Annotated in this window: 10 protein-coding genes; 6 read left to right on the top strand and 4 right to left on the bottom strand. The window is 65.8% G+C overall.

Features of this window, described 5'->3' with window-relative positions:
• The first annotated feature begins 110 nt into the window (after positions 1–110).
• On the top strand, positions 111–611 hold the full coding sequence (locus V8U06_RS09615; protein ID WP_427140453.1) for a winged helix-turn-helix transcriptional regulator: 501 nt from the start codon (positions 111–113) through the stop codon (positions 609–611).
• Here V8U06_RS09615 and V8U06_RS09610 read toward each other — a convergent pair whose 3' ends face one another.
• The 3 genes from V8U06_RS09610 to V8U06_RS09600 all read right to left on the bottom strand — a co-directional run bounded on the left by V8U06_RS09610 (position 612) and on the right by V8U06_RS09600 (position 6,699).
• Complete coding sequence (locus tag V8U06_RS09610; protein ID WP_427140452.1) at positions 612–1,406, bottom strand: TIGR02186 family protein; 795 nt, start codon at positions 1,404–1,406, stop codon at positions 612–614.
• Positions 1,403–2,329: a sulfite exporter TauE/SafE family protein gene (locus V8U06_RS09605; protein WP_226920560.1), complete on the bottom strand. Its 927-nt coding sequence runs from the start codon at positions 2,327–2,329 to the stop codon at positions 1,403–1,405. Before V8U06_RS09605 ends, V8U06_RS09610 begins: the two co-directional genes overlap by 4 nt.
• Before the next feature lie 518 nt (positions 2,330–2,847).
• Positions 2,848–6,699, bottom strand: a complete 3,852-nt coding sequence (locus V8U06_RS09600; protein ID WP_427140451.1) for a peptidoglycan-binding protein — start codon at positions 6,697–6,699, stop codon at positions 2,848–2,850.
• Positions 6,700–7,319: 620 nt separating this feature from the next.
• Between V8U06_RS09600 and V8U06_RS09595 the strand changes: the two genes are divergently transcribed.
• From V8U06_RS09595 to V8U06_RS09575, 5 genes are all read left to right on the top strand, one after another.
• A complete protein-coding gene (locus V8U06_RS09595; protein WP_427140450.1) occupies positions 7,320–9,116 on the top strand; it encodes an acyl-CoA dehydrogenase C-terminal domain-containing protein in 1,797 nt (598 codons plus the stop codon).
• 101 nt (positions 9,117–9,217) lie between these two features.
• Positions 9,218–10,426, top strand: a complete 1,209-nt coding sequence (locus V8U06_RS09590) for an acetyl-CoA C-acetyltransferase (RefSeq protein ID WP_427140449.1) — start codon at positions 9,218–9,220, stop codon at positions 10,424–10,426.
• Between the two features lie 2 nt (positions 10,427–10,428).
• Positions 10,429–10,830: a YbaY family lipoprotein gene (locus V8U06_RS09585; RefSeq protein WP_226920565.1), complete on the top strand. Its 402-nt coding sequence runs from the start codon at positions 10,429–10,431 to the stop codon at positions 10,828–10,830.
• A gap of 12 nt (positions 10,831–10,842) precedes the next feature.
• Positions 10,843–13,053, top strand: coding sequence for an FAD-dependent oxidoreductase (locus V8U06_RS09580; protein ID WP_427140448.1), 2,211 nt, complete (start codon positions 10,843–10,845; stop codon positions 13,051–13,053).
• A gap of 16 nt (positions 13,054–13,069) precedes the next feature.
• On the top strand, positions 13,070–13,504 hold the full coding sequence (locus V8U06_RS09575) for an SAM-dependent methyltransferase (RefSeq protein ID WP_427140447.1): 435 nt from the start codon (positions 13,070–13,072) through the stop codon (positions 13,502–13,504).
• A gap of 90 nt (positions 13,505–13,594) precedes the next feature.
• Here the strand turns inward: V8U06_RS09575 and V8U06_RS09570 are convergent, their stop codons facing one another.
• Positions 13,595–14,023, bottom strand: coding sequence for a VOC family protein (locus V8U06_RS09570; RefSeq protein WP_427140446.1), 429 nt, complete (start codon positions 14,021–14,023; stop codon positions 13,595–13,597).
• Between the last annotated feature and the right edge of the window lie 151 nt (positions 14,024–14,174).

Raw genomic sequence — 14,174 nt, 5'->3', positions numbered from 1 at the left:
GTCCTCCCTTGCGGACCGTGCCGCGTCAAAAAGCCAAACCAGTTGTCATTTGCAACTGGTTGATGGATAGCGAAACCGATTGTATTATGCAAGCAGTTTTGGAGACCCTGATGAAAGATGCCCGCCGCTCCGGCTGCCCGATCAACCTGACCCTGGAAATCCTCGGCGACCGCTGGAGCCTGATTGTGCTGCGCGACATGATGTTCGGCAACCGCCGTCATTTCCGCGAACTGCTGACAAAATCGGAAGAGGGCATCGCCTCGAACATTCTCGCCGATCGTCTGCGCCGCCTCGTCGAGGAAGGGCTGATCACCAGGGAAGACGATCCGAGCCACAAGCAGAAGGCGCTCTACAGCCTTACCGAGATGGGCATCGCGCTGGTGCCGGTCTTTGCCATGATGGGCGCCTGGGGCCGGCGCTTCCTGCCGGTGACGAAGGATTTGTCGATCCGCGCCGAACTGCTGGAAGAGGGCGGCCCCGCCCTGTGGGAGGCGTTCATGGAGGAGTTGCGCGCCATCCATCTCGGCAATCCGCCGCCGGCCCGCTCGGTGTTCAACGAGTTGCAGGCCGCCTATCTCGCGACCGTCGCCCGGCAGGCGGCGGCCGGCTGATCAGTCCCGGCGGAAGACGACGCTCGCGAGCCAGCCCGTCAGCAGCGCCAGCAACACCGACAGCCCGCCATAGGCGAGCGAATTGTTGTAGGCGGCATTCGAGATCATCTGCTCGAGACCGGTCTTCATCACGCGCAGCGGCAGCGCCTTTTCGGCGATGAAGACGCCGTCGCGGAAGAGATGGGCGCGCACCACATGGGTGCCGTTCGGCACGCTCGCCGGCAGCTTGACGGTCGCCTTGAACAGGCTGGCGCTGATGAACTGCACGCCGCCCGGATCGCGCTGGTAGAAGCCGCCGCTTTCCTTCAGCCGCCGGAAGGCGTCGCGGAATTCGGTGAGCTTCGAGCCGTCGCCGACATAGCCGATGGGCGAGAGACGGATGTGCTGGATGCCGACGCCGACGCCGTTGAGCATGGCGGGGGCCGCGATGGTCTCCACGTCGCGCGTGCTCGACAGCGAATAGGATTCCGGCACCAGCTCGAAGGTCATCGAGCGGCGGTTGACCCAGATGCCGAAGACGCGCTCCTTGATGCGCACCGTGTTGTTGTCCTTCGGTCCTTCCAGCGCCACGACGATATCGTATTTGCCCTGGGCCAGCAGCGAGGGATCGTAGCCCTCGATGGCGCCGAAGATCGTCAGGTCCGCGCCGCGGAAATCCGAGGAGATGGCGATCTCGTCGGTGGAGATGCCGATCTCGAGCTTCTCGGGAAAGTTGACCGGCTTGTCCTCCAGAACCTGCGCGCCGGCCGGCGCGGCAAGGCCGAGAACGAGGAGAAGGGCGGCGAGGATCTTCATCGATAGACCCCCTCGCTGACGACCGAATAGACGTCGTCCGGCGTGACGACGAGGTCCACGGCAAGGCGGGCGCCGACGGCAAGCACGAGCAGCGCGAGCAGCGCGCGCAACTGTTCGCCGCGCAGCTTCTGGCCGACGCGCACGCCGTATTGCGCGCCGATCACCCCCGCCACCATGAGGATGAAGGCGAGTACGATGTCGACGGAATAGTTGGTCGTCGCCTGCACGATGGTCGTATAGGCCGTGACGAAGATGATCTGGAACAGCGAGGTCCCGACGACGACATTGGTCGGGATGCGCAGCAGGTAGATCATCGCCGGAACCATGATGAAACCACCGCCGACGCCCATGATGGAGGTGAGGATGCCGATGCCGAAGCCGAGCCCGATGACGGGGATGACCGAGAGATAGATCTTCGATTTCTTGAAGCGCATCTTCAGCGGCAGGCGATGCACCCAGCTATGCTGGCCGGGCCGGCGCAGCGAGACCGGCTGGTTCTTGGCCGAGCGGCGCATGGCGCGGATGCTTTCGAGCAGCATCAGCGTGCCCACGGTGCCGAGCAGCACGACATAGAGCAGCGAGATGACGAGATCGAGCTGGCCGATGCTGCGCAGGAGCGCGAAGATCCAGATGCCAACCGTGGCGCCCGCAAGGCCGCCGAAGAGCAGCACCGTGCCGAGCTTGACGTCGAGCGTGCCGCGCCGGAAATGCGAGAGCGCGCCGGAGATCGAGGAGGCGACCACCTGGTTGGCGCCGGTTGCCACCGCGACGATCGGGGGGATGTTGTAGAAGATGAGGAGCGGCGTGATGAGGAAGCCGCCGCCGACGCCGAACATGCCGGACAGGAAACCGACGGCCGCACCCATGCCGAGAATGATGAAGATGTTCACCGAAAGCTCTGCGATGGGCAGATAGACAGTCACAACGATACCCCGATCGGCAATTCCCCGCACTCGCGGAGGCTCCTGAGCAATTCCGGCAAGCGTGCGACGCAGTCTCGCTGAAATTGCTTAAAACAAAGATGTGCTGCAGCCGCATTTATTCCTCGTGCCTGCCGCGGCTCCTCTTCGGCAGGCCCAAAATGCAAGGAAGCGCCCTGCCATGGAAAGGAGACCCCCTCCATCGGCCGGTCGCGCCTTGCATTCCGCAAGGATCGGTCACGGGGCGCAGCCCGAACGGCGCGCCCTTGCGCCCTCAGGGATGATGACGTTTGTCGAAGGCGTTATCATCTTGGAGCGACATGAATTTCTATCCGCATCTTTCCGCAAATCGGGGCCGATTTAAGGATGAAATTATACGGCAGATCAAAATGCCCCGGCGCCTGTCGCACATCGTGAACACCAGGGTGGACGATTGGCGGCGCCATGGGTGAGCGTCATGCCCTCGGGATGGGATCAAGTCAACCGGAGAAGCCCTGTCATCGGGCCTCTCCGCCGCCGGGTCAGCCCGGCTGCTTGTTGCGCTTCAGAAGCTCGGTGACGAGCGCGTCGTCGATCTCGCCGGTTTCCGTCTGGCCGACGGACTTCTGGAAGGCCTTGATGGCGGCGACCGTCTTCTTGCCCATCTCGCCATCCGGCGTGCCGGCATTGAAGCCGTTGTTGTTGAGGATGGCCTGGATGTTGCGGATCGCCTTCTTCATGTCGATGCTCGCGGTCTTCGTCGGCTTGCCGACCCATTCGTCGGGAAGATCGGCCGAGTTCGCCTTGTCGTCGAGCGCCTGCGGCTTCCAGAGCTCCATCTTCGCCTTGGCGCTGGAGAGCTGTTCCGGACGCATGGCGTTGGCCACCTCGTCGCGCTTCTGGGCCGCGTCGTGGTCGCCGTCGCGAGCGGCGATGGCGAACCACTTGTAGGACTCTTCCAGATCCTGCTTCACGCCGTTGCCGCGCGCATAGAGGATGGCGAGATTGAACTGGCTGTCGCGCACGCCGAGTTCCGAAGCCTTCTGGAACCACTTGGCCGCCGCGTTGAAGTCCGGCGCGGCATCGCCGATGCCTGTCGCCAGGAGAACGGCGAGATTGTGCATGGCACTGGCATTGCCCTTCTCGGCCGAGACCTCGTAGAGCTGGCGGGCACGGTTCAGGTCGCGTTCGACGCCCTGGCCCTTTTCATAAAGGTTGGCAAGGCGGTACTCGGCCGGAGCGAAGCCGCGGGCGGCGGCAAGCTCGTACCAGCGGGCGGCTTCCTTCAGGTCCGTGGCGACGCCGCGGCCTTCCGTATAGCGTGCGCCGATCTCGAACAGCGCCAGCGGGTCGCCCTCGCCGGCTGCCTTGGAAAGCGACGCCGGGGTGATAGCGGTGGGAACGACGATGGCCGCCGTCTGCATGGCATCGACCGGCGCCTTCTCGACTTCGGCCGTCGTGTCCTTGCCGGCCAGCGGCTCGGCTTCCGGCGTCGTCACCGGCTCGAAACCGGCGGTCGCGTTGTCTTCCGTCACGGCCGGGGCGGCGATCACGTCGTCGTCTTTGGCGGCGGTCTCGGTCGGTGTCGTCTGGAGGCTCGCGCTCTTGTCGGGGGCGGCCAGGCTGCGCTCGCTGCCCGTTTCGGCCGGGACCGGCTCGGTGACGGTCTTTTCCTCGATGACGGGGGCGGCGGCGGTATTCGCGGTCACGGTGTCATTGGCGCCGGCCGTCTTTTCGCTCGTCACCGCCGTCTGTTCGACGACGACGGGCGCTTCGTCGCCGCTCACCAGCGTGCTGACCAGCGGATAGGACATGATGGCGAGCAGCACCGCACCGACGGCAAGCAGGATCGGCCGGCGGTGACGCGACAGGGCCGAAGCCGGCTTTTCGCCCTTGGCGGACTTTTCCGCCTTCCGGGCCGGGGCGACGCGGGAAATCGTGTCGGCTTCCTCGGCGGCAAGCTTGGCGGCGCGGCGGGCGGCGGCGATGAAATCGGCCTTGTCGCCTTCGTTGCCAGCGGCGGCGCGGCCGCCGGAGGCCTGACCGGCGCGCACGCGCTCCAGGATGCGGCGCACGTCAGGCACGCCGGAGCCGGGCTCCAGCAACTGGTTCGCCTCTTCCGGGGCCAGTTCGTCGGCGGGGTCGATGGAAGGCGTCGGATCGATCTGGTGGCGCGCGGCCTGCGGCACGGTCTCCTTGCGGCCGGGCGCGAAGCGACGCTTCAGGCCGGCGAGAAGGCCACCCTTCGGATGGGTCTCGGCGGCATCGTCAACGGAGGAGACGGCCTCTTCGGCAATCTCGTCCATGTATTCGGCGCGCTCGGGCACCGGAATGTGCTCCACCTCGATCTCGGCGAAGCGGCTTTCCTCCTGCGGCGCGGCAACAGCCGTCTCGCGCAGGTCCGTCGTGCCGAAGGCGTCGTCGTCGAACGGGTAGTCGTTGCCGCTGAGGCTGGCGGCCGGCTGGGCCTGGCGGCCGAGATCCATTGCCGGCATTTCGGCGCGCGGCATCGCCGCCTCGCGGCGGCCGAAGGTTTCGCGCGGCCCGTCGAGGCTTTCGAGGCGGCCGGCGATCTGCACCAGCGTGTCGTGCAGCGCATCGAAGGTGCGTGCGGTCCGCTCCTCGCTCGAGCGGGTCAGTTCCTCCAGCGCGCGCAGGTCGTCGGCAAGGCCGGCGATCGCTTCCATGTCGGTGTTGGCGGCCGCGGCCGGACCGGCATGACGGTAGGCTTCCATCACGGCCTCTGCCGCCTGGCGGGCGGCCTCGACGATATATTCGTCATTGGTCGCCATATAGTCTTCGATGGTCGCAAGGCGGCTCTCGACGTCGGGCGATGCGGCGGGGAAGGCAGCAGCCGACGGTGCGCTGATCAGCGTGGAGAGATGCGCGATCTGCGCTTCGAGGCCGCGCAGCGCTTCCTGGTCGCCGGCGGGCGCCGTGCGGGTCGCGTCGAGCCGGTCGGCGATGGCCGAAAGGCGGCCTTCGATATGCGAGAAGCGATCCTCCTGGAACGGGCTGCCGACGGGCGCATCGAGATTGTCGATGCGGCGGGCCAGCGCGTCGAGCCGGTCGGCCAGTTCGGTGTTGACGCTGCCCTGGTCGAGCGCGTCGATCTTGCGGGAAATGTCGGAGAGGAAATAGGCCAGCTCGTCGCCGCCCGCCAGAACGGGCGCTGCCTGCTGGTTCTGTTCCAGCATCAGCGACAGGTGCTCGATGCGCTCTTCCAGGCGCAGCGCCGTGCGTTCGTTGGACATTTCCTCGATGCGGCTCGCCAGCGCCTCGATGCGCGTGGCAAGGCCGTGGTCGGCCGCCGGAACGGGGCGGCGGGCCATCATGTCGAGCTGGCCGGCGAGGTCGGCGATGCGGCCTTCCAGGCGTTGCATCATGCCGTGATCGGCGGAGGGCGACTGCTGCGCGCGGCCGGCGGCGGCAATGGCGCGGCTGATCTCGTCGAGGCGCGCATCCAGTCCCTCGAATTGCGAGGCGACGGCGGAAACGAAGCGGCCGCTGTCCGGTTCGCCGTGGCGGCCGAGCATTTCCACCGACTGGGCGATCGTTTCGATCTTGCTTTCCAGCGCACGGATCGCCGGCGTGGCGCTCATCGTATTGATCTGGGTCTTCAACTCGTCGAGCCGGTAGGCGAGCGCCACCAGTTCGTCGTCGCGCGTCTGGTCGAAAGCGGACAGCTTCTGCTCGACGCCGCTCCAGCGGTCTTCCATGCGGCGCACGGAATCTTCGCGGGCAAGGCCGTCGAGCACGGAGCGCAGTTCGTCGAATTCGACGCGCAGGCCGTCCGTCTGGCCGGACTGGCGGCCGAGCTGGGTGATGCCGGTGGAGAGGCGGGCGAGTTCCGCGCGCACGTCGTCACTGCCGCCGCGGCCTTCGGCCATCTGGCGGATGCCGCGGATTTCCGAGCGCAGCGACTGCATCTCGCGCTCGAGGCCGTCGGCGATGTCCTTCTTGAGATCCTGGCGCAGCGAAACGAGCGCCTTGGCGATATCCTCGACGGGGCCTTCCGCGCGGGCGGGCGTGGTGCCGTAGGCGGTGTGGGCCTGCTGGGCGGCGGCGTAGTGGTCGGTGGAGGGCGTGCGGCGCTCGACGCGCTGGGCGACGCGTTCACGGCCGCCCTCGATGGCGCGCTGGCGCTGCATGATCTCGGAGACCGGGTCGTCGCGCAATGGAATGGCGCGCTGGGGATGCTCGTAGCGGGCCTGCTCGCCGCGCGGCGCGAAGCGCTCCTCGCTGCGGCCGCGGCCGTCGTCACCGCGCCCGCGGGCATCGCGGCCGTTCGCCATCAGGCCTTCGATGCGGGCTTCCAGCCCCTCGATGGTGCGATTCAGCGCGTCGAGCGAAGACCGTTCGCTAGGACGTTGCGGGTTTCGCGATCCGTTCATCTTTCGCCTCGCTTTGGCGGCCGTCCGGCCTGCCGGGAGATACCTGGCGCTGCCCGCCCGGCTGCGCCCTTCATTCCGTTCCGGCGAAAGTCTGTCTTCGCCGTCATCACCGCATGCGGGGGAATCCGTATCGTCCCTGTCCATCCCGGGCCGTCCGCCCGGAGGTCACAGAGGAAAACGAGATGATTCCCGATCCCACGCCCTCAAGCGCCACAATTCATGAAACGTGGTAAACAAGGGGTTAATCCGCCCGGAAATTTTTTAACGATTTGCTCATAGACTGGGCCGGAGCGGGAAAGATGCACGGTTGCGGGACGGTTCGGGCAGCGTTCGTCGGACACACGGTTTCGGTCGAGGGCTTCGACTGGAGGCCCCGGAAGGAAGTCGCCCCCTGCCCCTCGCCCCGCCTTCGGGGAGAAAGAGGATGTGGCAGGCCTGCCCGCCTCGACGGCCCTCGTGAGGGCCCCGGGAGACACCGCCGGAGTGCAGCGACACCCGGCCCGCCCGACGAAAAATTCGCCGCCTTTCGCGTTTTGACGTTTACGCAAACGTCAAAGTTTTATACACTCCCTGCCCAAGGACCGGACGCCCGTCCGTGGCATAGGTGAGGAACGCGAGAAATGCCGATCTACAAGGCCCCCGTGAATGACACGCTTTTCATCCTGAACGACGTCCTGTCGCTCGAGCGATACAACAACCTGCCGGGCTTTGCCGACGCGACGGGCGACATGCTGGAAGCGATCGCCGGCGAAGCCGCCAAGGTCGCCGAGGAAGTGCTGTTCCCGGTCAACCTCTCGGGCGACCAGGAAGGCTGCAAGCGCAACGACGATGCGACGGTCGTGACGCCGAAAGGTTTCAAGGAAGCCTATGACCTCTACCGTCAGGGCGGCTGGATGGGCCTTGCCGTGCCGGAAGAATTTGGCGGCCAGGGCCTTCCCTACGTGCTGCACACCGCCGTCGGCGAATACATGTCCTCGGCCAACATGGCGCTGACCATGTATCCGGGCCTCACGCAGGGCGCGATCGCCGCGATCCTCGTGCACGGCTCCGACGAACAGAAGGCCGCCTATCTGCCGAAGATGGTCGAGGGCACCTGGACCGGCACGATGAACCTGACGGAGCCCCATTGCGGCACCGACCTCGGCCTCCTGCGCACCAAGGCCGTGCCGCAGGCCGATGGCTCCTACAAGATTTCCGGCCAGAAGATCTTCATCTCCGCCGGCGAGCACGACATGTCGGAGAACATCGTGCACCTCGTGCTTGCCCGCATCGAGGGCGCGCCCGAGGGCGTCAAGGGCATCTCGCTCTTCATCGTGCCGAAATACATCCTCAAGGACGACGGCACGCCGGGCGAGCGCAACACGGTCGCCTGCGGTGCCATCGAGCACAAGATGGGCATCCACGGCAACTCGACCTGCGTCATGAACTATGACGACGCCAAGAGCTTCCTCATCGGCACGGAGAACAAGGGCCTCAACGCCATGTTCGTCATGATGAACGAAGCCCGTCTCGGCGTCGGCCTGCAGGGCCTGTCCATTGCCGAAGTCGCCTACCAGAACGCCGCCAACTATGCCCGCGAGCGCCTGCAGGGCCGCTCGCTCTCCGGCGTGAAGAACCCCAACGGCAAGGCCGACCCGCTGATCGTCCATCCGGACATCCGCCGCGCGCTGATGACCATCAGAGCCTGGACCGAAGGCGGCCGCGCCTTCACGCTCTGGACGGCGCTGAAGTCGGACATCGCCCACCGCGCCGCCGACGAGAAGGAACGCCAGGCCGCCGACGACATTCTCGGCCTGATGACGCCGATCCTCAAGGGCGTGCTCACCGACAAGGGCTTCGACCACGCCGTCATGGCCCAGCAGGTCTTCGGCGGTCACGGCTATATCGAAGAGCACGGCATGAGCCAGTATGTGCGCGACGCGCGCATCGCCATGATCTACGAGGGCGCCAACGGCATCCAGGCGCTCGACCTCGTTGGCCGCAAGCTCGGCATGAATGGCGGTCGCGCCGTCATGGCCCTCTTCAAGGAAATCGGCGATTTCTGCGAGGAGAACCGCAACGACGAGAAACTCGCGTCCTTCACCAAGGCGCTCAAGAAGGGCTTGAACGACCTGCAGGCCGGAACCATGTGGTTCATGCAGAACGCCATGGCAAGGCCCGACAATGCCGGCGCCGGCTCGACCGACTACATGCATCTCTTCGGCCTCGTCGTCATCGGCTACATGTGGGCGAAGATCGCCAAGGCGGCCGAGGAAGGCCTTGCGAACGGCGCAGGCGCACGCGAAGATTTCCTGAAGAACAAGCTGATCACGGCGAAGTTCTTCATGGAACGCCTGATGCCGGAAACCGGCCTGCGCAAGACGCGCATCGAGGCCGGCGCGGACACGACGATGGAACTTGCCGCCGAGGCGTTCTGACGCTTTTCCCCCTCTCCCCCATCACGGGGCGAGGGGTTACAGTCGCCTAGCCGCGAGCCATGAATTCTAGGGCGCAATCGCGCCGCCAGGGAGAAGAGACAATGACCGACGTCTTCATTTATGATCACGTGCGCACCCCGCGCGGGCGCGGCAAGAAGGACGGCTCGCTGCACGAAGTGCCGTCCGTACGCCTTGCCGCCAAGGTGCTGGAGGCGGTGCGTGACCGCAACGGGCTCGACACGACCAAGGTCGACGATATCGTCATGGGCTGCGTCGATCCCGTCATGGATGCCGGCGCCGTGATCCCGAAGGCCGCCGCCTTCGAGGCCGGCTATTCGACCCGCGCGCCGGGCATGCAGATCTCGCGCTTCTGCGCCTCCGGCCTCGACGCCGTGAACTTCGGCGCGGGCAAGATCGCCCAGGGCGCGGACGACCTGGTGATCGCCGGCGGCGTCGAGTCGATGTCGCGCGTCGGTCTCGGCATGTCGGGCGGCGCCTGGTTCATGGATCCCTCGGTCAACTTCCCGGCCTATTTCATGCCGCAGGGCGTTTCGGCCGACCTGATCGCCACGAAATACGGCTTCACCCGCGACGACGTCGACGCCTATGCCGTCGAGAGCCAGAAGCGCGCGGCCCATGCCTGGGAAAAGGGCTACTTCAAGAATTCCGTCGTGCCGGTGAAGGACATCAACGGCCTGACGATCCTCGCCCATGACGAGCACATGCGTCCGGGCACCGACATGCAGGCGCTCGCCCAGTTGCAGCCCTCCTTCCAGATGCCCGGCGAGATGGGCGGCTTCGAGGCCGTCGCCATCCAGGCGCATCCGGAAATCGAAGGCATCAACTACGTGCACCATGCCGGCAATTCCTCCGGTATCGTCGACGGCGCCGCCGCTGTCCTCCTCGGCTCGAAGGAAGGCGGCAACATTCTCGGCAAGAAGCCGCGCGGCCGCATCAAGGCCTTCGCGAATATCGGTTCCGACCCGGCGCTCATGCTCACCGGCCCCGTCGACGTCACGGAAAAGCTGCTTGCCCGCACCGGCATGACGCTCGCCGACATCGACCTCTTCGAACTCAACGAAGCCTTCGCCGCCGTGGTCCTGCGCTACATGCAGGCTTTCGACATCCCGCACGACAAGATGAACGTCAATGGCGGCGCCATCGCCATGGGCCACCCGCTCGGCGCGACCGGCGCGATGATCCTCGGCACCGTGCTCGACGAACTGGAACGCCGCGATCTCAACACCGCCCTCGTCACGCTCTGCATCGGCGCGGGCATGGGCACGGCCACCGTGATCGAACGGGTCTGACCATGACGAACCCGACGACACGCCGCAGCTTCCTCGCCCTTCTCGGAGCCGGTCTCATCGCGTCCTCCGCCGAGGCGAGCGACGGCTTCGTGCTGTCGGGCACCGTCACCTATGTGGCGAAAGGCGCCATCCCGCCCGGCCGGCTGACGATCCGGCTGGAGGAGCAGGGTGTCATGGACGCCCCGGCCAGGGGTATCGCCCAGACCACGGTCATCAGCAGGGGCAACCGGCATTCCATCCGCTTTTCCATGCGGGTGAAGCGCTCCGCGCTCCGCAGGGCCGTCGATCCGGGCTTCACCATCCGCCTGGAACGGCATGGCCGCCTCATCGCCATCAACACGACGAAACAGGGATACAGCGGCCGAGGCCCAGTCTCGCTGCAGATCGAACCCATTCTCTACTGAGGGGGAGAAACCATGAGCGCATACAAGAACTTCACCATCGAGACCGACGCCGACGGCATTGCGCTGGTCACCTGGGACATGCCCGACAAGTCGATGAACGTCTTCACCGTCGAAGTGATGGACGAGCTCGACAGGATCATCGACCAGGTCGTCGCCGACGCCGCCATCAAGGGCGCGGTCATCACCTCCGGCAAGTCCTCCTTCTCGGGCGGTGCCGATCTTTCCATGATCAAGGCGAGCTTCGACCTCCTGAAGGATGCCGAGGCGACCGATCCGGCGACCGCCGTGCAGAAGCTGTTCGACGCCACCGGCCGCATGACCTGGCTGTTCCGCAAGCTCGAAACCTCCGGCAAGCCGTGGGTTTCCGCCATCAACGGCACCTGCATGGGCGGCGCGTTCGAGATGTCGCTCGCCTGCCACGGCCGCGTCGCCTCCAACGCCAAGTCGGTCAAGATCGCGCTCCCGGAAGTCAAGGTCGGCATCTTCCCGGGCGCCGGCGGCACCCAGCGCGTGCCGCGCCTCGCCAATGCGCAGGACGCCCTGCAGATGATGACCACCGGCTCCTCGCTCACCGGCGCGCGCGCCAAGGCGATGAACCTCGTGCATCAGGTCGTCGAGCCGGACCAGCTCATTCCCGCCGCCAAGCAGATGATCAAGGACGGTCTCAAGCCGGTTCAGCCCTGGGACGAAAAGGGCTTCAAGGCCCCCGGCGGCGGCATCTGGACGCCCGCCTCCGCCCAGCTCTGGCCGGCCGCCCCGGCGATCCTGCGCCGCGAGACGTCGGGCAACTATCCGGGTGCGCTCGCCATCCTGAAATGCGTCTATGAAGGCCTGCAGGTTCCCTTCGAAACGGGCCTGAAGATCGAGCAGCGCTACTTCACGCACGTCCTCCAGACGACCGAAGCCTTCTCGATGATCCGGTCGCTCTTCATCTCCATGCAGGAACTCGGCAAGGGCGCACGCCGCCCGGCCGGCGTGCCGAAGGCGGAGCTGAAGAAGGTCGCCGTCGTCGGCGCCGGCTTCATGGGCGCCTCCATCGCCTATGTCACCGCCGCCGCCGGCATTCCGGTCGTACTCATCGACCGCGACCAGGAGGCCGCCGACAAGGGCAAGGCGCATTCCCAGAGCCTCGTCACCGGCGCGGTCGGCAAGGGCCGCATGTCGAAGGAAGACGGCGAGGCGCTGCTGGCGCTCATCACCCCGACGCCGGATTATGCGGCGCTCGCCGATGCCGACCTCGTCATCGAGGCCGTCTTCGAAGACCGCACCGTCAAGAAGGAGGTCACCGAGAAGATCGAGGCCGTGCTGAAGACGGACGCCATCTTCGCCTCCAACACCTCGACCCTGCCGATCACGGGCCTTGCCAAGAACTCCAGGCGTCCCAACCAGTTCATCGGCATCCACTTCTTCTCGCCGGTCGACAAGATGATGCTGGTGGAAGTCATCCTCGGCAAGGAGACGGGCGACAAGGCGCTCGCCACCGCGCTCGACTATGTCGCCGCTATCAAGAAGACGCCGATCGTCGTCAACGACACGCGCGGCTTCTACGTCAACCGCTGCGTCTTCCGCTACATGGCCGAAGCCTATGACATGCTGATCGAAGGCGTGCCGGCGGCAATGATCGAGAATGCCGCCAAGATGGCCGGCATGCCGGTCGGCCCGCTCTCGCTCAACGACGAAGTGGCCGTCGACCTCTCCTACAAGATCTTCAAGGCCTCGATCGCCGATCTCGGCGCCGATTCCGTCGATCCGCGCCACATGGAGCTGGTCACGAAGCTGGTGGAAGGCGAAGGCCGCCTCGGCCGCAAGGCCGGCAAGGGCTTCTACGACTACCCGCCGAAGCCGGCGAAGAAGAAGCTGTGGCCGGGCCTCAAGGACCTCTACCCGCAGCAGAAGCCCGAGGATGTCGACATCAAGGTGATCAAGGAGCGCCTGCTCGTCACCATCGCGCTGGAAGCGGCCCGCACCATGGAAGAGGGCATCGTCACCGACCCGCGCGAGGCCGATGTCGGCTCCATCCTCGGCTTCGGCTTCGCCCCCTATACCGGCGGCACGTTGTCCTACATCGACGGCATGGGCGTGAAGACCTTCGTGGAACTGTGCGAGAAGCTTGCCGCCAGCTATGGCAGCCACTTCCAGCCGACGCCGCTGCTGAAGGACATGGCCGCCAAGGGCGAGACCTTCTACAGCCGCTTCGCTCCCGAGGCCAAGAAGGCGGCCTGAGCCGCCTTTACCGGCCATGACGCGGGATCTCTCGCCCCGGCTGCTTGAAATCGTCGACGCGCTGCCCCTCAAGCCGGGGCAGCGCATCCTCGAAATCGGCTGCGGCCCGGGCGCCCTGGCCCGCGCGATCGTGGGGCGCATCGGCCATGGCCATGTGCTGGCGATCGACCGCTCCGAGACCGCGATCCGGCAGGCCATTGCCGGCTCAAAGGCCGAAATCGCCGCCGGCATGCTCGCCTATCGCTGCATCGCCGCCGAGGACTTCACCCTCGAGGCCGGCGAATATCCTTTCGACATGGCCGTCGCCATCCGCGTCGGCGCCTTCGACGGCCGCCACCCCGAGCCCGGCCGCCTTGCCCTCGCCCGCCTTGCAAAAGCACTCGTTTCCGGCGGTCCACTCTTCATCGACGGCGGCGACCCGCTCACAATCGTTCCCCTCGACGCGTCCTAGAACGCTTCTCTTCTGTCTGAAGCGTGGAACCGTCCGAACGCTTTGTCCTGCGAATTTCCAGCGGGAAAGCCGATGTCCGTTTTCCTGGCTCTAGAATGTGATCCTTACCGACGGCGCGCTGCGCTCGGCCGTGCCGTGATGCACGGCCTCGATATTGTTGCCATCGGGATCGAGCAGGAAGGCGGCGTAGTAGCCCGGATGATAGGATCGCTCTCCCGGTGTGCCATTGTCCCTGCCGCCTGCCGCAAGCCCCGCTTCGTGGAAGGCCTCGACCATGGCGTGATCCGCGGCCTGGAACGCGATATGGTGGCGACCGGTGGGCTTGCCGGCGGCCGCCACGCTGTCCACGCTCGACACGAAGAGTTCGTCGACCCAGAAATAATCGTCCGCGGTCCCGCCGATGGGAACCTTCAGCGCATCGAAGATCGCCTCGTAGAAGCGGCGGCTTGCCGGAAGGTCACGCACGACGAGCTGGATATGGTCGATAAGGCGGCCGCGATGGAGTTCCTGCGTTTCCATGTCCAAACCTCCGGTCAGGGTGAAAGCGTGCTAGCTAGGTCGCCTGCCCTTGCCGTCAACACCTGTTCCTTTCGGAACAACACGCCGCCCTTCGATATGGGACATTCCAGTCACCGGATGAGAGAGGCTCATCCTTAACCGATCAGGAGAG

Source organism: Shinella sp. G-2 (assembly GCF_050172695.1).
GTDB lineage: Bacteria > Pseudomonadota > Alphaproteobacteria > Rhizobiales > Rhizobiaceae > Shinella.
Note: the sequence above shows the minus strand (reverse complement) of the source record. Positions and strands in the feature narration are given on the sequence as shown.

What these genes read in the sequence shown, in the direction of transcription:
- V8U06_RS09615 (WP_427140453.1), top strand. Translation starts at nt 111, where the DNA reads ATGAAAGATGCCCGCCGCTCCGGCTGCCCGATCAACCTGACCCTGGAA.
- V8U06_RS09570 (WP_427140446.1), bottom strand. Translation starts at nt 14,023, where the DNA reads ATGGAAACGCAGGAACTCCATCGCGGCCGCCTTATCGACCATATCCAG.
- V8U06_RS09580 (WP_427140448.1), top strand. Translation starts at nt 10,843, where the DNA reads ATGAGCGCATACAAGAACTTCACCATCGAGACCGACGCCGACGGCATT.
- V8U06_RS09595 (WP_427140450.1), top strand. Translation starts at nt 7,320, where the DNA reads ATGCCGATCTACAAGGCCCCCGTGAATGACACGCTTTTCATCCTGAAC.
- V8U06_RS09575 (WP_427140447.1), top strand. Translation starts at nt 13,070, where the DNA reads ATGACGCGGGATCTCTCGCCCCGGCTGCTTGAAATCGTCGACGCGCTG.
- V8U06_RS09610 (WP_427140452.1), bottom strand. Translation starts at nt 1,406, where the DNA reads ATGAAGATCCTCGCCGCCCTTCTCCTCGTTCTCGGCCTTGCCGCGCCG.
- V8U06_RS09590 (WP_427140449.1), top strand. Translation starts at nt 9,218, where the DNA reads ATGACCGACGTCTTCATTTATGATCACGTGCGCACCCCGCGCGGGCGC.
- V8U06_RS09600 (WP_427140451.1), bottom strand. Translation starts at nt 6,699, where the DNA reads ATGAACGGATCGCGAAACCCGCAACGTCCTAGCGAACGGTCTTCGCTC.
- V8U06_RS09585 (WP_226920565.1), top strand. Translation starts at nt 10,429, where the DNA reads ATGACGAACCCGACGACACGCCGCAGCTTCCTCGCCCTTCTCGGAGCC.